Below are 22,677 nucleotides of genomic sequence, written 5' to 3'. Positions count from 1 at the left end.
TGAACAATGGAAAACCAAATACTGACACAACTCTATGGTCGTGGCTGGGCTTTTCCTCCCGCCTTTTCCCTTGAAAAGGGGGTGGAAATGGCGGAGGGGGCGGAAGATGTGCGCCAGAGTTTGCACGTTCTGTTCAGCACAGAGCCGGGGGAACGCCTGATGCGCGAAAATTATGGCTGCGGATTAAATGATTTTATGTTTGAAAATATCCGCAACGAACTGTTTGCTGAAATTGAATCCCATATCCATGACAGCGTATTGCGTTATGAATCACGGGCGGATATTACGGATATCCAGGTTCGTCAGTCGACAAATAGCAAGAATACCTTGCAAGTGCAGGTGATGTATCGTCTGCGGGGAAGCGATATCAATCAGCAAATTCAGGGAACATTGGCACTGAGTGAAGGTCGGGTGATGGAGGTGGTATGAGTGAGGCTATTGTGACAGACGGAGACATGCTCCAGTTTGATCCCAACTTTGGAAATCGACAGGTGACGGTTCCCAACCCGGGTAAGATCAGCGGTAAAGGACATGCGCAGGTAAACGGCAAGAAAGTCTGCATTCTGGGGGATGAGAAACAGGTCAGGGTTTCTGCAACCTATATCACAGCAACGCATACAACACCGGGAACCGGCACCATTACCATCAGTGCGTTGGATGCCAGCCAGCAAGCTTTTCAATGTACCAGTGGCGCGGCCTTAATTATCAAGGGGCAGAAGTTTACGGCCATGTTTACGCCTGAATCACCAGCCATGAATAATACCGTGAACCCGCCACAACCGGATGTTCCGGCTCCTTCATTCGGCAAAGGCAGTTTTATCACTCAACAAAATTTTGCCACCGTGAATTAAGGCCTTGGCTGAAAAAATCGAAATTAAACAGTGTGAATAATCCTTTATTCACAGAGGAATCTCTGTGCCACACAGGTGATATTATGGAATCAACTGAGTTAAATAATAAATTGTCAGACTTGGTGCCGATGAGCGATTTTAAATTAGATAATCGAGCCAGTTTGCAATTACTCCAATATATTGAAAAGTACGCCCAAGTAATTCCCTTTAATCAGGACGGTAAGCATTGGAATGACTTTTTCTTTATGGCGAATAATACGCCAGAGAAACTGGCCGAATTATATCAAGGGGAAATCGAAGCCAATGGAGAATTATTACCTCATCAGGCTTTTCTATTGGCCGTATTGAGATTATTGGAAACCCCAATATCCTTATTAAATACCTTACCTGCGGCGCATCGTAATCTTTATTATCGGGCGCTTTTGGGGCTGTCCCCCCGTCCGGCGCAATCCGATCAAGTTGCCTTATCGGTGGAACTGAATTCAACCGTGACAGAGCAACTGATCACTAAAGGTACCCTGTTCGAAGCGGGACAAGATGAACAAGGCAATGCCTTGCAATATGCGCTGGATGCCAGTTTGTTGGCGAACCGGGGCTATATCAGTGATTTGTACTGGTTACGGAATAAAGAACAACAGCAATGGATGACCGCTGCTCCCTGGGATTCACAAGCACAGTTATCATTGCCATCTGGCGGGATACGGTTATTCAGTGAAACGGATCAGGATAAATCTGTGCTGGGCGGAGTGTTGATCAGCTCTGCGCAGTTGGCGATGGAGGAAGGAACAAGAAAGATAACTGTTACCTTTGAGAAAGACATGGATAGCCAAAATCTGGTGGCACAAATCAGTAGTGGCAATCAATGGCTGGCCTTAACGTTAACTGCCGGGGGAAATAAAAAAGAAGTCATACTGACGCTTTCAGAAAAAGAACCGGCAATCAGTGCCCCAGAAGATCTGGATAACCTTGTTTTCGCCCAGCCGGTACTCAGGCTACAGAACAAAGACAGCCAAGCACTGCCTGCGGTGACAGAACTCAAAGTGCAAGAAAAAGCCGTAAATAAAGCCTCGTTCGAAACGTATCACCTAACCCCCTTTGGTTATCGCCATGAGATTGAGCCATTGGCAAAAAATCCCGCTTTATATCTTGGTATCACTGACATCGAACCGGGACAAACCCTGTCGCTATATTGGAAATTGAAATCACCGCAGCAACCCGAAAAAGTTTCCTGGTATTACCTGAACCAAAAGAACCAATGGACTGCATTGGATGCGTGGGTCAATGATAAAACCGAACATCTGTATCAAGATGGCACCTGGCAGGTTGTACTGCCCGCTGACGCGTCCAATCAGGCAACAACAATGCCAACGGGACGCTATTGGTTAAAGGCAGTCGTGACCATCCCTACACACGAAGGCTCATGGGGGAAAAACCCTTGGTTATGCGGCCTGATCTATAATGCCCTGACAGCAACATTGGTGAATGCCGATAGCATCAGTCACAGCCATTTCTTAACGCCATTACCGGCAGGCACTATTCAGCGTCCGGTTGAACCCATCATTGTCGTGGCTTCAATCAGCCAGCCTTGGGCGTCATGGAATGGACGTGTACCGGAAACCGACAGCGCTTTTTTTGAACGGGGAGCCCAACACCTGTCCCACCGTAACCGGGCCTTAACCTGGGGCAATATGGCGACACTGTTAAAAGAGCATTATGTCAGCATTTTTGATGTTAAGTACCCCGACAATGATGAACTCACCCGAGTACCGGCATTGAAGGAACAAAAGCTGACAATCATCCCCGCCAACCGATATAACGACAGCGATGATCCTTTGCGTCCGGTGCTAAACCCGGCACGTCTGCAAGGAATGACAGAATGGTTACAGCAAAAAGGCTCTCCCTGGGCTGAGATTAAGATCAACAATCCCCAATATGTTGATGTGAACATTAATTACACGGTGGTTTTTAAGCCGGATGTTAACAACGATTTTGGCTATCGCCAGCTACGACAACAACTCAGTGAGGCGTATATGCCCTGGAGCGTCGATGAGCAGCGACCCGTTATGTTGAATAACAGCATTAACTATTACCAGTTACTGGCGACCATTCAACAGCAGCCGCTGGTTGAGCGGGTCACATGTCTGACGTTGCGCCGGTCGGATGAGGCTAAAGGCAGTGATATCACCACATCGGTGGAAGCCAAAGATAATGAGGTGCTGATTTTAGTCTGGGAAGCAGACAATAAGCTGCAATGCCGAGGAAATAACGATGAATAATCAAGATGCACTGTTTCACAAAGTGAAAGACGATATTCACTTTGATACCTTGCTGGAACAGGCTCATCAGGTGGTTGAGCAACAGGCCGGAAAACAGTGGAGCGATACAGCGGAACACGACCCCGGAGTTACCTTTCTGGAAGGACTCAGCTACGGTGTATCAGATTTGGCTTACCGCCATACCCTTCCCCTGAAAGATTTGCTGACTCCTGTACCAGAAAAACAGGATAAGGATGGAGGGATTTTCCCCGCAGACTTTGGTCCCCATAAAACGCTGACTTGTGGGCCAATCACTACCGATGATTATCGAAAAGCATTACTGGATTTGCATAGCAGTGACTGTGACAAAAAAACTATGGACTGTGAAAGGAAAACTACTCCACAGGATAAAGACGATTTTCTGTTCCGTAACGTGCAATTGGTACGTGAGCCGGAAAAGCAAGGCTATACCTATTGGTATGATGCAACCAAAAGGGAATATAGTTTTGTCAGTCATGAAGGAGCAAAAGAGTTTACACTGCGGGGAAATTACTGGCTCTATCTGGAACCGACCCGTTGTACGCAGGAGAACCTGACAGCAGCTACCCAGCAATTGACAGACTTTTTGACCCAAAACCGCAATATTGGGGAGTCAGTCAGTCAGATTATCTGGTCAAAACCGGTTGATTTCCCGCTATTATTGGATATCGAACTGGATGACGATGTACAGGATATCGCTGGTATTTTTGCTGCCGTCTATAGCACCGCAGAGCAGTATCTGATGCCTGAGGCACAGCGTTACCACACTGAAACGCTGCAAGATGCCGGAATGCGCAATGATGAAATCTTTGAAGGGCCACAATTACAACATGGCTGGATCCCTGAATTGCCGACAGCCCGTGACTATACCAAACGGATCATCCTCAATCTTAGCCGGCTGGTTAATAAACTGCTTGAGATTAAAGGTGTTCAGAGTGTCAATCGCCTTCGGTTGGATGAAGGTTTTGATAAAAACCTGATTGAGTCGGTTGAAGGGGATACCTGGTCGTGGTCAATTAAAGAAGGCTACTATCCTCGCCTGTGGGGCCAAGATCCGATCCATCAATTGGCACAACCTGATGGCCCGCTCAGGATGATCGCCAAAGGCGGGATCAGTGTCACGGTTGATGAACAACAAATTCGGGACAGTTTGCCCAATCCTCTCCTGATTCAGAATAAACCCGTGATATTACCTTACGGTCGGCATCGCAATGTGGATCGTTATTATCCCGTCAGCGATACGCTGCCCGCTTGCTATGAGTTACAACAACCCTTGTCTGAGAGTGAACATGCCCAACGCTTGTTGTCACTTCATCAGTTTATGCTGCCATTTGAACAACTGCTGGCTTGCGGCTGTCAGCAAATTGCCATGCTGCCACAGTTGTTGGCTTTTCAGCGTGAGGGATATGAAGTCTGGGGCGATCAATGGCCGTTTAAACCAGGTTCTGTCAATGATGAAGCCCATCAGGATTACGCTCCGGCATTAAAGGCACTGTTAAAACAGATAGCGCACGATAGCGATCACGAACTGGATATCGTCAATTATCTGCTTGGGTACTTTGGCACCCAGAGGGCACCGCGTACCTTTACCGTCGACATTAATGATTTTCGCGTCGTGCAACAGGGCTATCTGGCTCAACAACCGACATTAACTTATCACCGTGCCAATATTCGTATTGATCAGGTTTCGTCGCTACAAAAACGCATTGCTGCCCGCATGGGGCTAGGCGGGGAGCTATTTAAACCGGAACCTGACCTGAGGCAACTGCCTTTTTATCTGGTGGAGCATCGGGCATTGCTGCCAATCAAGCCCAATAGCCAGTTTGATATAGAGCAGAAGCCGGACTTGGTAACAGAGGAGAAAAAGAGCCAGACTGATCAGCATTATCTGGTGATTAAGCAAGCCGGTATTAATGGCAAGCTGAGACAGGGGCAAGTGATAAATTTAATCCTCTATGAAGGTGAACAGGGCAACATCCAATTTACAGTGCGTGGTCAGATGATAGTCAAAGCCGAGGGGGATCAATTTTGGCTGGACATAGGTAATAGCGCTCAACTGGAATACAATCTGGAACGGGTAATGACCGCCGCCAAAGCAAAAAAACTGTTCTGGCAAAACGGCGTGGTCTGGATGGAAGATATGAACTACCGTCTGGCCTACGATAGAGATCAATCCCTGAATGGCAAACCATTGCCTGACAACCAGCGGTGCCTGACCCGTACAGCGCAAACTCCCTTCCCGTCCCTGATTGCGGTAGGTAATGAAATTACCCTGACCAAACATTTAGGGATAGTCGGTGTCACACAGGAATATCCTGATGACTCAGAAAAATTGTATGCCAAAGTTGTCAGCTTTGATCGCATCAAGGGTACCTTGATTATTGAACGTCAGGATAGTTCGAAATTGACATTCCCTGCTCCGGAAGAAGCATGGCGTTACAATTGGCATTTTTCAGGTGAAGAGTATGAAAAAACCGATCGTTTTTCATTTGTTATCAGCGTGGTGGTAAACAGTGATTTAATTAAAGTTCCCGGTGTTGATCCCTATAAATTAGAAGAGTGGGTAAAAGAAACCATTCTTACCGAATTCCCGGCCCATATTTCCATGATTATTCATTGGATGGATCGGGAAGCGTTTTTAAATTTCGGCACGACTTACCAACGTTGGCAAAATAACGGAGCACCACTGGGTGATTCTGCCTATTCGATTCTGGAAAGCCTGACATTGGGTAAATTGCCTTCCTCTTTAAAAGGAATAGGAACAATGCGAATTGCTACACCGCACCAAAGAGAGGAAGTTGTCGGTAAAAATAACGATCAGTGGAATACCGATAAGATAAACCAGAATGAATTGTTCTATGTTCCTAAAGAGAACGAGTAAGAAAAAATATCTACCAATCACAATTTTAAATTAAATATAGTTTATGGGGTTAACCGTGAAAGAAATTCGTTATTCTGCAAAAAGACAAGTTCAACAAACTTTATCTAATGAAAAAGGTGTTGGGCCTGAAACTGATAAATTAAAAGATAAATTTAAAGACGGCAGTATTCCTTTACAAACTGATTTCGATCAATTAATTGATATTGCAGATGTTGGACGCAAAGCAACTGGACAAGCTCCCAATCAAAATGGCCCGGCAAAAGGAATGCGTTTGGACGAAGATGGGCTTTTACAGTTAAAATTAAATGAGAAATATGACAAGAAAGACTATAGCCCGTTAATGTTGCATGACGAGGTGTTAGTAGTTGATTTAGGTAGTGGTTTGGAAAATAAAATAAATGGTATTTGTGTCGGTCAGGGGGATGGCATTACCGTTAACACGAATAGCATTTCTGCCAAAGCCGCGGCCAATAAAGGGTTGGTTGTTAATACTGATGGTATAGCCCTAAAAGAATTAGGAAATGGAGTACAATTTAATAAGGATGGTGGATTAGAGATTAAATCCACTGACAAAAGCATCGGTGTTGATAGTTCAGGCGTAAAAGTAAGGCTTGGCTGGGGAATTAAGCTTGGAGATGGTCTGGATGTTAAAGTTAAAGAGGCTGGTGGCCTTATCAATGATTCAGCGGGTGTGTATGTTAAGACGGGAAATGGCATCAAAGTAGATAACAGTGGGATCGGCATCGATCCTAACACTGTATTGCCAAAAGGTATGATTATGATGTTTTCAGGCTCGACAATACCACAAGGCTGGGCATTATGTGATGGAGACAATGACACACCAAACTTAATTGATCGATTTATTTTAGGTGGAAAAATCAATGATATAAACTCTAAAAACAGTGCTACATTATCAGGTTCAGGTAGCAATAAGCAGTGTAATAAATATAGTGATAATAAAGTAGTTTCTGTTAATGTTAAAATAAAATTTACTGCATTAACTGTGTCCCAGATGCCTAAACATGAACATTCTGGAGGAATGCCTTATTATAATAGTACAGGGTTTAGAAATGGTTATTATTTAACAGGTGAAGATAGTTATCAGATTGATAACAGATTAGAAAATGGTTATATGTCAAACAATGCCTTCGTTCCAAGATCTTTAATTTCTTATACCCTGAATAACCCATACTATCCTTATACTTCCTCTAGGGGGGAAGGAAAAGGACACTCACATGAGGCTGACGCTAAAGCTAACCCGCATAATCATATAACAGATGTTATCCCACCTTACTATATTTTAGCATTTATTATGAAGTTATAATTTTTTAACAATGGGCGTTAATATTTTTCGCCCATTAACTCCAATGATGGAATGTAAAGCGACTACTATTGTGAAAAAAGATCACAAAATAAATTCCAATAGTGTGATTGGTAAATTATCAATCGTACTTGAAATAGAAAAGTGTTATGGTGATAAAATATTTGAAAAATGCTCTAACTCATTCAAATTAAAATTACGTGATTTGATTAATGGAAAAGTGGAAAAATTAAAAACCAAGAACTATAATTATTTATTGGAAAAATTAATTTTTGATCTTGGAGAGATAAATTTCGAAAATTTTGAGCGAGAATTTATTGGGCGATTAGAAAGGGAGCTAGAAAACAAAACCCATGAACTAAAACAAAACTTAAAAAAGAAAACTGATATCAACTTATCAAATTCAGGAAAAATCAAATCTGTAAGTAAGATCCCACCAATATCTCAATGTAATTTAATCACATCCAATAAGTTAGATTTAGAAAAATCTGCATTAGAGTATATTAATAATTATTTAAAACATGGAATCTGGAAATTACCGATTTCATGGAAACATATAGAAAATGTTGAATTCAGCTCTTGGCTAATAGAAAATATTAGTCTTAAACCACAACAATGGCTACCTATATTAGCCAAACACTGCTTACAACCTGCGGGGCTAAGTCGCTTAATTCAGATCTGTCAGCCAGACGTTCTTAGTATGCTTTGTCAGTTATTTACTAAAACAACAACATCCGAATTTGTTGATTCGCAAGCGCAGGCAATCACAGATACAAAAGTAACACCCAAAAAACTGAGTTTAGCTGCCGAACATTATCTTCAGCATCAAATGAAAACTATAAACGCTACACAGTCGGAGAAAAGAATATTACAAAATCAAGATAACCTGATATCTGTAAAAAATGCCGCAGCAAATAGCAAAAATCCACCAGATATTTTGAGAGCCAATACACGGATTGAAACAACACAGACGTTTTCACAACAGCCTGCGCAAACCTATTCTAAGATAGCTCCCGCACAATGGGATTGTGGCCTGATTAAAAATACTGGAGAACAAAACCCTGCAACTTTACAAAACAGGGAGCAACACAGGAAATTACTGAAATCGGCTTCATCAACGCAAATATCATCCATACAATCGGGTAATAGGATCCAAACTCCATCGGCACAGTCCATTTTACCCATCAGTAATGCCGGTTGCATGATTTTATGGCCATTATTGCCAACATTTTTCCGTACCTTTGATTTATTGGATACAAACCGATTTATCAGCCTTGAAGCGCAAAGAGAGGCCGTCTGTTTACTTGATTGGCTGATTTGGGCCGAAGAGGAAATACCTGCATGGCGGCTGACACTCAATAAAGTGCTCTGTGGCCTCCCCATAAATGACAACGCGCTATGGCGTTCACCAGAACCAGGACAGCGAGCGGCCATCAACCAATGGCTGGAAAAAAACCTTATACAACTTCCGGCCTGGAAAAAAATGGGCGCAAGCGATGTGCGTCACTTATTTCTGCAACGGTCCGGGGAGTTGAGTGAATTGAACGGTGTAACAAACATTCATATCCAACCCGAAGTTTACGATGCACTGATAAGCAAATGGCCGTGGCCAATGAATATAGCGAGTTTTAGCTGGTTGAAACACCCCATCACCATCACGTGGTTATAACCCTCGATTACAATCATTTAGTTTGAGTAATAATTTATGAATACAGCACCTGTTTTCTCTGATTTATTTAAGCAAAATAGTGACCCTGATCTGGCATTTTTATTTAGCCAACTGGAACGTATCGATCTGGTTCTTCAATACCATTTTCATTGCATATCAGGTCAGCGAAGTGACCTCTTTGATGAGTTCCTGCTAAGCGAAGAAGATGTTATAGACAGACTGGATAATCCACAGGGTAAACCTCACTGGCTCAACGATGATTGTCTGGCAATACCGCAAACCGTCACGCCCGTGGCATCCCGATTAACTGACCTGATTACACGTTTTGAACTGACTGATTTTGAAAGAGATGTTTTGCTGCTGGGTTTGCTGCCCCATTTCGATAGCCGCTATTATCAACTGTTTGCGCTGATTCAGGGAGAACAACAATCCCGACTTCCCTCTTTTGCGCTGGCGCTGGAATTATTTTGCCGCTCAATGCCGGAAAAACAGGCACAGCAGGCCAGTTTTCTGCACCGATCCCCCTTGATTGGCTGCCAGCTATTATCTATTGATAGCCGCCAAAAAACATTATCTTGGCTCCAGACATCCTTTATCACTGACAGCGGCGTATATCATTTTTTACTTGGACATCACTATATTACGCCTGCTTTAGAACATTGTGCTGAGTGGATAACGCCCACAGAAATTGGCAGTTATCCCGCAGGCTTAAAACAAGAACTGGGTAACGTATTGTTATCTGATCACGATGATATTCGGCCTATTATTTTGTTACGGGGCATGGCGGGCAGTGCCAGAGCCTATGCGATTGCCAATATGATGGCATCAGAACAGCGGCAAACGCTGTTAGTGGATATGGCTAAACTGGCTGATAACGATGATAATACCCTGTTCTCCCAAATAAAGCCTATTTTGCGGGAGACTCGTATACGTGGTGCCTGTTTATTGTTGCGAAATTTTTGCTTATTTGCAGAACAGAATAAACAGCTACTGGATTCCCTATCAGCCTTATTGAATCAACCTGAATTGAGGGTTATTTGTCTGGTCGAACCCTATTCACCGTTAGTATGGCTGAAAAAGATATCGACATTACTGATCGAAATGCCTGTTTTTACCTCGGTGGAAAAAGCCAGATTATTGACGGCCCGCTTACCCAATAACTGTTCAAATGATATTGATGTCATCGCCTTAAGCCAACGTTACGCGTTTAATCCCGAAACCCTGCCATTGATTTTGCAAGAGGCCCAACTTTACCAACAGCAGCGAGCCCCCTTAGATATCTTGCAGCAATGCGATATCCGCAAGGCTCTCAATTTACGGGCACAGCAAAATTTTGGTCAATTGGCACAGAGAATTACCCCAAAACGTTCATTAAACGATTTATTGGTCTCCGATGAAATTGCCCAGCAGATACAAGAAATATTCACGGCCATTAAGTATCGGGAACAAGTCTTGGCGGGAGGGTTTAAAGATAAGATTGGTTATGGTACCGGTATCAGTGCCCTGTTTTATGGTGATTCCGGCACCGGAAAAACGATGGCGGCAGAAGTGATTGCGAATTACATTGGTGTTGACTTAATTAAAGTGGATTTATCCACCGTCGTGAATAAATATATCGGCGAAACCGAAAAAAACTTATCCCGTATTTTCGATTTGGCCGAGCAGGATGCCGGTGTTTTATTCTTTGATGAAGCGGATGCCCTGTTTGGTAAACGCAGCGAAACCAAAAATGCGCAAGACAGACATGCCAATATTGAAGTCTCTTATTTACTGCAACGGCTGGAAAATTTTCCGGGGCTAGTCATTTTATCCACCAATAACCGCAGCCATTTGGACAGCGCTTTTAATCGACGTTTTACTTTTATTACCCGCTTTACTTACCCGGATGAAGTCATCCGTAAGAAAATGTGGCAGGAAATCTGGCCTGAAAATATAAAAATCGCCCAAGATGTAGATTTCGATAAATTAGCGCAACGAACAAGTGTGACAGGGGCGAATATTCGCAATATTGCTTTACTGTCTTCATTTTTTGCCGCAGAAAATAGTCATAACGAAGTCAGCAATGAAAATATTGAAATGGCATTGGAACGCGAATTAGCCAAAATGGGACGATTAACTTTTTAAAATTCATAGCAATAAAAACACCTAAATATTAAATACACTGATTACTTAATCGTTATCACAATAATAAATTAAGAGGATTCTTTATGTTAAAAACGCAAACCATTATTGATGTCAATAAAGCAATGGAAGAAATGCTGGAAAAATGTCTGTGTAAAAAAATTGCGATTCGTTTTGACTTACCTGAATTGGATACAGTGCAATCTGATGCGATGGTGAGTGTCTTTCTTTATGATATCCATGAAGATTTACAGCTTCGAACAGCAGAATCCAGAGTGTTTAATGCCTCTTCGGGGCGATTATTACCGGGTTGGGTCAACATTAAATGCAATTACCTGATTACCTACTGGGAATCGACCAAACCCGCAACGGATGCCAGCAGCCCTGATAGCCAACACGATAATCAGGCAATAAAAGTCATGTCACAAGTCTTGAACGCCTTAATTAATAACCGCCAATTAACGGGAATTCCCGGTGCCTATACACAGGTTGTACCACCGAAAGAAAGTTTAAACAGCTTAGGGAATTTCTGGCAATCACTGGGGAATCGTCCACGACTCTCTCTGAATTACTCAGTAACAGTACCAATTAGCCTCACCGATGCTGAAGATAATGCAACTCCGGTAAGCACCGTTTCTTCTACCGTGGAACAAACCGCATCACTCAGTCAGGAAACGATTAGCCATGCTTTGCGGGAATTACTGATTACAGAATTAGGTGGTGGAGAAAATATTCGATTAGCACTAAGCAAAGTAGAAATATTCACATCACCAACCAATATAGCTCAAAATAGTCAGACAAAAATGAGTATATCACTGTCTATATCAGGTATTACTCGACAAGAACATCTAACAGAAATTAATAATATTTTTGATCATTGGGTAACCAGCAAGGAAGTTATTACTACTATTGATGGTTGTAGCATCAGTGTTGAAAATATAGATAAAAATAATCTTATTTGAATTTAAATAATTTCTTATCAAAGATAATAAATACCTTCATTAACCACATAAAGGAATCATTATGCCTATATATAAAACCCCAGAAGAAAACCAATGGATAGAAAAAAATACAAAAAAACTTTTAGCGTATAATCAACTAACCAAAGACGATGATGATTACGATTCAGATGAAGATGAAGATGGACCACTGCCAGATGAAATTATTTCCGGACAATTTAAAGTACTGGAATATCAAAAAGTGGCTAGATATATTAAAGAAGCCATCAACCCAGAGGAACCTTTTATTTTATATCGTGGAGTCAGTAGTAAAACACTTTTAAATATGTGTGCCAATCATAGTGCAGGAGGAGAGCCACGCAATGAAAACACGCCCGCTCCCTCAAGAACAGCGGCTCGCCAGCAAGTAGGAAAAGGAGCATATTTGCCGGAGTTCTCGGTAGACAGTAGTGTATTTGATCGTTTCTCAAGAAATAGATATGGCATAGTTGTTAAAATAAAAGCTAAATATTTATCTTTAGGCAGTGAAAGCGAATCTGGTTTTATCGCAAATAAAAATGCACCGATTGAAGTTCTGGAAAAATATGACAGAACCTTTGGAAAAGAAGAAAAATCCTTACCCAATGCATCGTAAATCCCATATCTGTAAAGACTCTATTTATGTTAAATATTCATAAAACCCTCAGATAAAATCTGAGACCATAATTAAGGATATAATAAATATGCCAAGACATTCTGATTACCAGATAAAACCTAAACAGAGAAATCACAATATCCATGAAGCATCTTCATCGTCTCATTTCTCTGATGAAACGATTACACTTCCACATCATTCGTTTAATAGCGATCTTATTCGTCAACAAGTTAAGAGAGAATTTATTTGGCAAGGCCATATGGACGCAATTGAAAAAGCATCCAAAATCGGTAATTTTGCCGTCAGTTTTCGGGCCGCGGGTGCGCCAACACTTAGAGCCTTAAGCAAAGGTGCCGCAGCCAAGGGGCATGATATTCTGGAAAAAACCATCAAACCCGGTTCTATCAACAAAGCTTATCCCAAAGATCAAGCGCCTGATGTGATAAGGAAAGTACAGGCGGCGGGTATTGAAGGCTATGTCGGCCACTGGAATAAAGAGACCGGACAGCTTCAAGGTGTCTATATGAGTCGCGATCACGGGCTATCAGATGGACAGGTCAATGGAAAAATTTATCCCATAGATTTAGACAATCTCGAAACCAGCCTTTCGGCCTTGAAAGAAAAAAAGAACTGGGCCGCACTCCCTTTCACCGGTGACTATGATATGCATGACATGATTAGTTTCACAGGACAACCCCATTCAGTGCCATCCGCTTCATCAGAAGAAAAAAGAATCATCGATCTCATTAATCAATATATCGCCAAATCTGACATAAACCGGCCATTTAACAAGATAGAACATAATGTTATCAGGCATGGGCCTCAGGTAAGCTACCCTGCTTTTGCGATGGATCAAGAAAAAGAAGAGATAAAAAAGCACGGGGGAATTGTTAAAGCCGTTGCTGAACCTGGCGAATTTCCTGTTGCCATTGTCAGCAAAGGCAAATGGACAATTGCCAACAACATTAATGAACTCAATCAGTTTTATAATAGTATTGGTGCAAAAATGAAAGTCAGCTGGAAACCAGATGCAGACAATCCCGGATTCGTTTCCAATTCACAAAAACCGGGCATGGCCAATTTTAACCGGAAAAGATAAAAACAATTTCCGTGTGATCAAAGTCGTATTCAAAACACCGTTTCACACAAAATATTTTACGGACTCATTCAACTATCAGGCTGACCTTCAAAATAAATTGTTAATTTGGACAATGTCAAATGACATCTTTAAGAGACATTGTCCATTTTATTTGAGCATTCTTAATCTTCTATATATTTTATCTTTCATAATTTCCGCTTTTTTGACTAAAAATTGGAATCCATTAGGTATATATCAACATTAATCAGCGATATAAATAAACTCATAGATATTTAAATTAAACTTATAATTAATTATCTAAATTCATTATTCATATTTAACACTTTATTATTATTCCATTAATTTTTATTATTTTAATTACCGTTTTTATTTATGTATTAATTTACACAGACAATTGTTGACAAATGCTAATGTTTATATATGATTATTGCATAATTAATGATTTCACTATGATGAGTTACTACATCAAATCATGCATTTAAAATAAAAAATGTAACAAGCTTATTAATAATTTTATAATGCCAGTGAATAAACCCTATTGCATTTTAAAAGGAGTTCAGGTGTTTATTTCTAAAGAATTAGCAAATTTTATTGTTGTAGCTAAAAATAAATCAATAAATAAGGCAACAAAGGAGCTTTTTATCACACAGTCGCCAATTAGCCGAAGCTTAAAAAAACTGGAGTTCTCATTGGGTGTAAAACTCTTTGTCAGAAAAAGTCAAGGATTAGTCTTAACGGAAGAAGGAGAGTGTCTATACAATAAAGTTTTTTCAATTTATGAGCAGCTGAAGAATATCGAAAATGATTACAAAAGTCATAAATCCCCTTATCATACAATTTATCAAAAAGACATATAATGCTTTAATATATACCCTATAACTTTAAATCCATTAGGTATAGTTTTTAATTAATATTATTATTCTGCTGATACGTTATGGATAAAGAAAATAAAAGTAACTATACAGATGAATGAAGGGTTATCCATTCTGCTGAACTTACTCTCTTTTTACAATCTATAACTTTCATAAAAAACCATTTTTTGATCTAATTTATTATAAAGCAATATAAATTATTTTACCATTCATTATAAAATGAAAAAATAGTAGGAACACACATGCCAAAAGTTTCATTCTTTGATGATAAAGATATTAGTTCAAAGAGCAAATTTCCTTGTAATGTTCATTCAGAAACAGGAGAACATTCGAATAATTTTAATGAATTTTCTAAGAGAAATAAAAATAGTCTTGGTCAACCTACGAGAGGATGCTTAAGTCTTAATCCAGAATCAAGACATATAAAACAGAAAAATCAGCCATAGATACAGATATAAAAGATATATTTTCAGGAGAAAAATATGACATACAGTTATGACAACAAAATGATTTATAGAAAAAAGCAAGAATCGAATACAGCATTGGAAGCTTTGCATCTCGATACACCTGATACAGCGGAAGTTTCTGCTGCCTATCAGCGTCGGTTGTCTGGCGAAATGAAGGGATTCCAGAAGCGAACGAACTCAATGACAAACAAACATTCCCAAAATGTATTAAAAAAATTTGCTGCTCATGCTGGCTACTTAGGTAACGATATCTATCATGATGGGTTTGTTAACTTTAAAGACAACAACCAAAACTTAGCCCCCGGAAAATTGTTCCCCAGTGTGGTGCTGCTACCTCGGAAAACTATTCCAATCAGCACACCAGAAGGGGTAGCTTATGAAAACAAACTTAGCAATAACATATTACGTGCACTTAGCGATAACATGGCAAATGAATATCGGGTAACAAATACTCCGGCCTTTATTAAAGGGTTACGGAATATGTATGAAAAAAATGGGCAAACGCTGCACCCGATGACTCAACGCTTGGTTGAAGAGCATATCGCACATAACAATAACATCCTGCCGACGATGGCTGGCATTGCGGGTCTACATGCCGAAGTACAGGCGTTGAACAAGGTATTTATTAAATCAGATCAGGACGCTGGCGAATCTTCCGATCCCCTCAATCCGGCGCGTTATGCCAAGGCAATGCTTCAATCATCAATTTTCACCAAACGGTTGACCACGGCAAATGCAGGACAAGACTTCCCGGCTTGTCACAACTGTTCGGGTATCATCCAATCACCCGCTAATGTGATTACGGGAACAGTTGACAGTGCAGGCAGCAATTTTTCTGTGCAGCACGCGAAACGCAATCGTTCCCAGTCACTGAGTGAATAAATGATATCCTTTGTGATCCCGGACAATTTTTTGTTTGTACTCATGTGAACGAAGAGCCTGTCCCATTAGGCTCTTAATATTTTATAAATGCTGCATTATTTAAATTAATATTTATTTGCTTTCGATCTACAGGTATCTTTCTCTGAACAAATAGTTTAAGACTGAAATAACCATCCAGATGAATATAATCACTACAAATCAATACACCCCCCAAATCACTCCCCTTCCACCAAACAGAATAGTCAAAGTGTCAGAGTATGAAATGCCATACCCTCATGATATTTAATATCATGAGGGTATTTATTACAAATGTGATTGTTTACATAATTAACTTCATCATTCTAATTGATTGAAATAATTTTGTTTCTATCTAACGAAATTACTGGCTGAATATGCTTTAAAAGCAGACAGAATGCCATATTAAATATAATTTAAAATTACAACGGAGTATCCGTGTGGATAATATTCTAACTTCTCCATTTACTCATTTCTTTTGGAAAGAGTGGTTCCTTGAACCTAATTCATCTAATTATAATATTGTTATCGAGCAAACCATTAAGGGCAATCTGGATGAAGGTAAATTAAAATGGGCTCTACAGGAATTTATCAATCTTTATCCTTTGTTTAAATATCGGATTGAAGAAGAAAATGAAGAGTTATATTGGAAGTTTGGCTCAGATAGCATTAATTTTATGCACCTTCCTGATAATGAAGAACAATTAAATCTGTTTGCCTTGCAGCCATTTGATCTGAAAAAAGGGCCACTGATTCGATTTGGATTGATCAAACAGGCGGAACAACAATTTCAACTATTCATTGTACTGCACCATATCATAGCCGACGGACAGGGCGCAGAAGAGTTCTATCAAAACATATCAGATCTGTACAATCAACGTCCCCTGCGTCATTCCCCCATGACGTTGGAACAAGTGTCAGAAAAATTTGAACAAGATCGCCAGCAATTAAAAGTATTGAGCGAATATAACCCCAAACAGTACTGGAAAAAATGTCTGTCGGATGTGACCACAAGTAATCCATTACCCTATTTGTCTGAACAAGCGATAGGTAAGCCTGAATTGCCTAATGAATTTCGTTTCAACCTATCATTAGAAGATTGGAAGGATCTTACACGCTCCTTGCATCCCTGTAAGCCGTTCCTTGTATTCAAAACGTTGTGGGCTACATTAGTTGCCCAATATACTCAAAACGGTATAGCTCACCTCAACTACCCTATTGCGATAGCGGGCGGTGCATCTCTTTCACTGGGTGCTCAAATCAATGCGATCGTTTTTCCTCTGCGTTTGAATGACACGGACAGTTTTAATTCCCTCTATCAATCTACGTTAAACCATAGCGCATCATTGAAGGCAAAGTCTGACCTACGTTTTTCAAATTTGCCGATCTTTCAGGCTGTCCCTGGCAATCTTGTAAATCAATTGAATGTCAGCATCAATCAGGCTACGTTCAAGGATATCTGTCTGGAGTTAGACGGTTGTGAAGTCAATGACGGGCACCATTTCAATAATGATTTAGCTGTTGCAGAGTGGATACTGGAATATCATCTGGAAAAGGATCATTGGGCTTTCCGCATCCGTTATCAACCCGATCTTTTCCATTCAGAGCAAATTAGGACTTTGGGTGAGCAATTCCAACAATTGTTGGTTAATGCCCTGACCCATCCCGAAACCCCTATCTGGCAGCTTCCTTTCCTAACACCCAGCCAGACGACGACATTATTGAAATATGGTAATCAACAACAATTAGGTGACACGAAATCAGAACAGCACAACAGTCAATCGGCTGATTTGATACGGGAATATTATCTACAAGCAACCGGACAATCACCAACCGCGGCTATACCAGGCGTTCAAGCCTATGTGTTGAATGAACGGTTACAGTTGGTGCCGATGGGGGTAAGTGGTGAACTTTATCTCTCCGGGCCAGAACTGAACAACGGACATTGGGGGCAACCAGCATTAACGACAAAGGGTCTTCTTGCCAATCCGTTTGCTCAACATGCCAATGATCAGTGGCTCTACCGCACTGGCGAGCAAGTACGCTGGCTGCCAAATGGGGAGTTGGAATATTTGAACGCAAAGCTCTTCAAGTCAATGAGAGAAGCGAGTTAAGCTGACTGCCAGTGAAATAATAACGTGATCGCGATGTTCATCAGACATACTGATCACGCCAAATCATTACTGCACCAAGCGGCACAATGACCGCTGATTATTACCACTGATTAGTCAAAATCCTGAAAAGTCGGGCCTTGGAAGTAAACGGCTTTAATGTAGCAACTACGAGGCTGGGTGATAACAAACCGCAGGGTTTCCCACACAGAACGGCCGTTAAGCATTTGCTCTCCCATTTTTTTATGGTCATCCAGCACTTCATCAAATCCATTGATTTGAAAATCAGGTGGATAAAGCCCGGTCACACGAATATTTTCTTTACTTAAGTGATGGGCTAAGTTCTGACTAAAACCACTCATGGCATGTTTGACGGCAAAAAATGCCGGATGAGCGACGGATTCAGTAAATTGAGGAATGCCACAAACTGACACCATTGCGACGATATCGGCACCTTGTGATTGGCGCAGGCTCGGCAATAACGCTTTGGTCAGCAGGATAGAACCTGTTATGCCTGAATTCACGGTGCTAACGATATCGGCATCGCTGTCATTTTCTCCCAAATGCCCTTCCAGCCATTGGGCGGCACTCAAGATCAGGATATCGATAGGCTGCTTGTCTTGCAGTAATTGATTGGCAAAATGACTAACGGATTGAACATCACTCATATCACATAGGTAGCCTCGTGCTACCCCACCTTCGCTGCGAATAATGTCACATGTGGCTTCAGCTCTGGCTGATTGGCGGGCACAGAGATCAACATGTGCGCCTTCACGTGCCAACCAGACTGAGACCGCTTGTCCAAAATCACGGCCTCCGCCTGTGACCACGACTCGCTTACCTTTCAATTTACTCAATCCGTTAACGTCATTGAACACCATGTTGGCTTTCCTTATATCAGTTATACTTTTCAACTTTAAAGTTGGATGAGAAACCGTCGTACTGAATAAACCACCATTCAGGAAAGCCAATCATACTTAAAAATTTTTACTATTTTTATCTTATTGAGCTGACACTTTGACCGTGCTTCAAACGCCATCGCATCACTGATTAATCCCCCAATTCCGGGCCTGCTGCTGCAATTGCCATAATTCATGGTATAAACCCTGCTGACCAATCAGCTCATCATGCGTGCCTTCTTCAGCAATATTGCCCTGATCCATCACCACAATTTTATCGGCATATTGGATAGAAGATAATTTATGCGCAATGACCAGCACGGTTTTATGCTGGATTAAGGATTGCATGGCCAGCTGAATCTCACGCTCGTTTTCAGGATCAAGAGATGCGGTTGCTTCATCTAAAATCACCAATGGCGCATCTTTCAGTAATGCTCTGGCAATGGAGAGACGCTGCAATTCCCCGCCGGAAAGATGAACGCCACCCGCGCCAATATAGGTATCCAATCCTTTGGGTAGTTTATTGAGCAATGGCAGTAGTTGTGCCGAACGACAGGCAGAAAGCAATTGTTCTTCTGTCGCATCCGGGCGGGCAATTTTTAGATTGTTGGCAATGGTGTCATTCAACATGTAATTTTTTTGGAAAACGACACTCAAAAAACGCTGCCAATATTCTGCCTCCATATCGGCAAGATTAATGGGGTTATGTTGATCACCAATCCAGATATTGCCCTGCCTGATATCCCAGAAACGGGCAATCAATGAAGCTAGCGTCGATTTACCTGATCCAGAAGGCCCGACCAATGCCGTAATTTTGTTTGCTTCAATCAACAAATTCAGGTTTTGGAATAAAGCGGGGTTATCGGGATAAGAAAAACTGATACTTTCTAGTTTTATCCGCATGATGGGAATTTCAGGTCGCAAATTTCCCTGTACCAATACGGGCATTTCAAACACTTTTTGGATACGCTCTACGGCTAAACCAAAGTAATTCAGTTCAGCTAAAAACACCGACATATTTAATAGAGGGCGGAAAAAGCGTACAGCGGCAATCAGGAAGACTAAGACTTCGGCAAGAGACAGGGAATGCCCTAACCAACCCCATGTCAGTGCAACCAGCAATACAATAAAGCCACATTCCACCAGCAGATTAAAACTGTAGATCGGCCATACACCCGCTTTTTCTGCGGTTAAGGATTTTTTATAGGTGGTATCCAGCACTTGGCTAAGACGCTGAAATGCGCCACCAACCATTTGGTAGGCTTTGAGTTCCTTTAATCCATCAATATATTCCATCAACCCGTCATTTAAACTAAACAGCCATGACTGCATACGCGTCTGCCAACGACGGGCATAACGGCGGGTGAGAAAGTAAGCGCAGGCGGCTAATGGCAAAGTGGATAACATCGCCAATGCCATACGCCAATCTTTTAACAATAACCCGAAAGCAAAGAAGCAGAGTACGGATACTGTAGCGATCATCGGGGCATAAAGATGGGTAAAGATACGCTCAACCATATCAATGTCTTTCAGCAGCGTATTATTGACACTGCCCATGTCTGAACGGTAGAAAAACCCCATTGGCAGGCGCCGTAAATGTTCTCCCAAGCGTTTTCTCAGTAATGTCCCCGCATTAAAACCAATTAATGACACGTTGAAATAAAGAGTTCGCGCCAAGAAAACCCGTATCAGCATCAGTACGGCACAAGCGGCGGTCAGCATAAATTGATAATGGATATCCGGCTGTGCCGAAAGCATATCCAGAATGATGTGATAGAGAAATGCATAAGGTGCAGAAGCAAAGAAAGCGTCCACAATCGCGACGCAAACCATGCTTTTCAGCCCCTTGAGGGGGATACCGATTAATGCGGTCAATGCCGAGAATTTATTCATGAATCACCGCCTTTGGCCGTGTGATGAAATGCCATTCTTTCGCTGCCTGATGCGCTGACCACATTTTTTGGTACAGGGCGCAATCAGAGAGTAATTGCAGATGAGTGCCTTCCGACACTTTTTTGCCGTCGTCTATAACCACTATCTTATTGACGTGAGTCAGGGTGTTCAGGCGATGGGCAATCACAATAACGGTTTTATCTTTAATTAGCGCAGCAAGTGCTTGCTGAATACGCGATTCATTACGCGCATCGGCGTAAGCGGTCGCTTCATCAAGAATGATCACTGGCGCATTTTTGGCAATCGCTCTGGCGATGGCAATCCGCTGTGCCTGCCCGCCACTCAAGGTTTCAGGTTTTATGACGGTTTGGTATTTTTCTGACAACGGGTCGATAAAATCATCTGCGCAAGCAGCTTTAGCGGCAGCTTTTATCTGCTCTTCCGACAGCGCCTGATTACCCATTCTGATGTTGTTCAAAACGGTATCTTCAAAAATGAACGCGTCCTGGAATACAAATGCCGTTAAAGACATCAGCTGTTCAAGCGGCATAGCATCAATCGGCGTATTTCCCAGCAAAATCTCTCCCGACTGATATTCGTAGAGCCGTGGGATCAACTGTGCTGCGGTAGTTTTTCCCGCACCGGAAGGCCCGATAAGTGCCGTAATTTCGCCCTGTTTGGCGGTAAATGAGAGCTGATTGATGGTCTGCGTCTCAGAACCGGGATGATGAAAACTCACCTGATTAAAACAGATGTCGTAATTATCGTTTTCTACCCACTGCTTGCCTTCTTTCTGCGCAGGAGACGTGGCAAATTCGCGGATATTTTCCACGCCTTTGAGTAATTCGCTGAACATATTGGCAAACTGCAATAAGTTATAAAGCGGCTCCATCAGGCCAATACCCAACAGCATAAAAATAAACAGGATGGATAATGTCACCTGCCCGTCGGCAAATAACCAGACTCCCATCGGCATAATGCACAGGAATCCGACTTCAAGGGAGAGTTTAAACAGCGCCGTCGGTGTGCGGGTGTCTCGTAACCAATCCGTGACCAGTTGATGATGTTCATTGACAGCGGAGGTGTAGCGTTGGTGCGAATTGACGGTCATGTTAAAGGCTTTGACCAACGGCATACTTTTAACGAAATCCACAATGCTGGTATGCAGATCGGCAACAACACAGTGATAAGCCGCAATGCGCTGATTGAATCCCTTGAATATCCAACACTGCATGGCAATCGCCACGGGTAACGGGATCAAGGCCATCAGTGCCAAGCGCCAGTCAAAGAAAAACAACAGAATGGCTACTGCCACGGGAGTGATCAGCGCAGCGGCCATATCGGGCAGATGGTGGGCAACAAATGTTTCGATCCGGCCAATGTCATCTGAAATGATTTTCTTGAGTTTCGCGCTGGTATGTTGATGGCAAGTGCTTAAAGGTAGCTGACCAACACGTTCTATGACCTGCTTTCGCAAATCAAACAGCAATTGGAAAGCGGCCTGATGAGACAGCAATCCCGATGCCAGCTGTAGCAATATTTTTCCTACCAGCGCCAACGCCGCCATAATCACCATCCACCAAACATGCTTGGCGGCAATCTCTGGCTGATTGAGAAAATCAGCAATCAATTGATAAACGATCACATAAGGCACTAATGCCAGCAGCGAATAACAGACAGCCAGAAACATAGAAACAGCCAGCCGTTTG

General features: G+C 41.9%; 17 protein-coding genes. 14 read left to right on the top strand and 3 right to left on the bottom strand.

Features of this window, described 5'->3' with window-relative positions:
- The first annotated feature begins 6 nt into the window (after nt 1–6).
- From H8A87_RS13190 to H8A87_RS13125, 14 genes are all read left to right on the top strand, one after another.
- Complete coding sequence (locus H8A87_RS13190; protein WP_198690410.1) at nt 7–429, top strand: GPW/gp25 family protein; 423 nt, start codon at nt 7–9, stop codon at nt 427–429.
- Complete coding sequence (locus tag H8A87_RS13185) at nt 426–851, top strand: hypothetical protein (RefSeq protein WP_198690409.1); 426 nt, start codon at nt 426–428, stop codon at nt 849–851. Before H8A87_RS13190 ends, H8A87_RS13185 begins: the two co-directional genes overlap by 4 nt.
- Before the next feature lie 83 nt (nt 852–934).
- Nucleotides 935–3,127 carry a baseplate J/gp47 family protein gene (locus H8A87_RS13180; RefSeq protein ID WP_198690408.1) on the top strand — a complete coding sequence of 731 codons (2,193 nt, stop codon included), beginning with the start codon at nt 935–937 and terminating at the stop codon, nt 3,125–3,127.
- Nucleotides 3,120–6,026 carry a hypothetical protein gene (locus H8A87_RS13175; protein WP_198690407.1) on the top strand — a complete coding sequence of 969 codons (2,907 nt, stop codon included), beginning with the start codon at nt 3,120–3,122 and terminating at the stop codon, nt 6,024–6,026. The genes H8A87_RS13180 and H8A87_RS13175 overlap by 8 nt, the downstream gene beginning before the upstream one ends.
- A gap of 55 nt (nt 6,027–6,081) precedes the next feature.
- Nucleotides 6,082–7,350 carry a tail fiber protein gene (locus tag H8A87_RS13170; protein ID WP_198690406.1) on the top strand — a complete coding sequence of 423 codons (1,269 nt, stop codon included), beginning with the start codon at nt 6,082–6,084 and terminating at the stop codon, nt 7,348–7,350.
- A 70-nt stretch (nt 7,351–7,420) separates the two neighbouring features.
- Nucleotides 7,421–9,016: a contractile injection system tape measure protein gene (locus H8A87_RS13165; protein WP_198690405.1), complete on the top strand. Its 1,596-nt coding sequence runs from the start codon at nt 7,421–7,423 to the stop codon at nt 9,014–9,016.
- A 36-nt stretch (nt 9,017–9,052) separates the two neighbouring features.
- On the top strand, nt 9,053–11,140 hold the full coding sequence (locus H8A87_RS13160; RefSeq protein ID WP_198690404.1) for an ATP-binding protein: 2,088 nt from the start codon (nt 9,053–9,055) through the stop codon (nt 11,138–11,140).
- Between the two features lie 83 nt (nt 11,141–11,223).
- The gene (locus H8A87_RS13155) at nt 11,224–12,099 is read left to right on the top strand and encodes a DUF4255 domain-containing protein (protein ID WP_198690403.1); all 876 of its coding nucleotides are present in this window, start codon (nt 11,224–11,226) and stop codon (nt 12,097–12,099) included.
- A 61-nt stretch (nt 12,100–12,160) separates the two neighbouring features.
- Nucleotides 12,161–12,730 (top strand): DUF4765 family protein, encoded by a 570-nt coding sequence (locus H8A87_RS13150; protein WP_198690402.1) that lies wholly within the window; start codon nt 12,161–12,163, stop codon nt 12,728–12,730.
- Nucleotides 12,731–12,818: 88 nt separating this feature from the next.
- Nucleotides 12,819–13,829: an Insecticial toxin gene (locus H8A87_RS13145; RefSeq protein ID WP_198690401.1), complete on the top strand. Its 1,011-nt coding sequence runs from the start codon at nt 12,819–12,821 to the stop codon at nt 13,827–13,829.
- A 560-nt stretch (nt 13,830–14,389) separates the two neighbouring features.
- Nucleotides 14,390–14,686: a helix-turn-helix domain-containing protein gene (locus tag H8A87_RS13140; RefSeq protein WP_198690400.1), complete on the top strand. Its 297-nt coding sequence runs from the start codon at nt 14,390–14,392 to the stop codon at nt 14,684–14,686.
- A gap of 257 nt (nt 14,687–14,943) precedes the next feature.
- Nucleotides 14,944–15,147 (top strand): hypothetical protein, encoded by a 204-nt coding sequence (locus H8A87_RS13135; protein WP_198690399.1) that lies wholly within the window; start codon nt 14,944–14,946, stop codon nt 15,145–15,147.
- A 36-nt stretch (nt 15,148–15,183) separates the two neighbouring features.
- Nucleotides 15,184–16,050, top strand: coding sequence for a YwqJ-related putative deaminase (locus H8A87_RS13130; RefSeq protein WP_198690398.1), 867 nt, complete (start codon nt 15,184–15,186; stop codon nt 16,048–16,050).
- 455 nt (nt 16,051–16,505) lie between these two features.
- Complete coding sequence (locus tag H8A87_RS13125) at nt 16,506–18,179, top strand: condensation domain-containing protein (RefSeq protein WP_198690397.1); 1,674 nt, start codon at nt 16,506–16,508, stop codon at nt 18,177–18,179.
- 110 nt (nt 18,180–18,289) lie between these two features.
- Here the strand turns inward: H8A87_RS13125 and H8A87_RS13120 are convergent, their stop codons facing one another.
- The 3 genes from H8A87_RS13120 to H8A87_RS13110 form a co-directional block, all read right to left on the bottom strand.
- Nucleotides 18,290–19,057, bottom strand: a complete 768-nt coding sequence (locus tag H8A87_RS13120) for an SDR family oxidoreductase (RefSeq protein ID WP_198690396.1) — start codon at nt 19,055–19,057, stop codon at nt 18,290–18,292.
- A 162-nt stretch (nt 19,058–19,219) separates the two neighbouring features.
- Nucleotides 19,220–20,968 (bottom strand): ABC transporter ATP-binding protein, encoded by a 1,749-nt coding sequence (locus tag H8A87_RS13115; protein WP_198690395.1) that lies wholly within the window; start codon nt 20,966–20,968, stop codon nt 19,220–19,222.
- Nucleotides 20,961–22,658 (bottom strand): ABC transporter ATP-binding protein, encoded by a 1,698-nt coding sequence (locus H8A87_RS13110; protein WP_198690448.1) that lies wholly within the window; start codon nt 22,656–22,658, stop codon nt 20,961–20,963. Before H8A87_RS13110 ends, H8A87_RS13115 begins: the two co-directional genes overlap by 8 nt.
- Nucleotides 22,659–22,677: the final 19 nt, after the last annotated feature.

The organism is Xenorhabdus lircayensis (assembly GCF_016306625.1).
GTDB lineage: Bacteria > Pseudomonadota > Gammaproteobacteria > Enterobacterales > Enterobacteriaceae > Xenorhabdus > Xenorhabdus lircayensis.
This window is presented reverse-complemented; position numbering and strand designations above follow the sequence as displayed.

Coding starts and splice junctions, on each gene's coding strand:
- H8A87_RS13145 (WP_198690401.1), top strand. CDS start 12,819: ATGCCAAGACATTCTGATTACCAGATAAAACCTAAACAGAGAAATCAC.
- H8A87_RS13180 (WP_198690408.1), top strand. CDS start 935: ATGGAATCAACTGAGTTAAATAATAAATTGTCAGACTTGGTGCCGATG.
- H8A87_RS13150 (WP_198690402.1), top strand. CDS start 12,161: ATGCCTATATATAAAACCCCAGAAGAAAACCAATGGATAGAAAAAAAT.
- H8A87_RS13130 (WP_198690398.1), top strand. CDS start 15,184: ATGACATACAGTTATGACAACAAAATGATTTATAGAAAAAAGCAAGAA.
- H8A87_RS13185 (WP_198690409.1), top strand. CDS start 426: ATGAGTGAGGCTATTGTGACAGACGGAGACATGCTCCAGTTTGATCCC.
- H8A87_RS13155 (WP_198690403.1), top strand. CDS start 11,224: ATGTTAAAAACGCAAACCATTATTGATGTCAATAAAGCAATGGAAGAA.
- H8A87_RS13190 (WP_198690410.1), top strand. CDS start 7: ATGGAAAACCAAATACTGACACAACTCTATGGTCGTGGCTGGGCTTTT.
- H8A87_RS13160 (WP_198690404.1), top strand. CDS start 9,053: ATGAATACAGCACCTGTTTTCTCTGATTTATTTAAGCAAAATAGTGAC.
- H8A87_RS13120 (WP_198690396.1), bottom strand. CDS start 19,057: ATGGTGTTCAATGACGTTAACGGATTGAGTAAATTGAAAGGTAAGCGA.
- H8A87_RS13135 (WP_198690399.1), top strand. CDS start 14,944: ATGCCAAAAGTTTCATTCTTTGATGATAAAGATATTAGTTCAAAGAGC.
- H8A87_RS13115 (WP_198690395.1), bottom strand. CDS start 20,968: ATGAATAAATTCTCGGCATTGACCGCATTAATCGGTATCCCCCTCAAG.
- H8A87_RS13110 (WP_198690448.1), bottom strand. CDS start 22,658: ATGTTTCTGGCTGTCTGTTATTCGCTGCTGGCATTAGTGCCTTATGTG.
- H8A87_RS13175 (WP_198690407.1), top strand. CDS start 3,120: ATGAATAATCAAGATGCACTGTTTCACAAAGTGAAAGACGATATTCAC.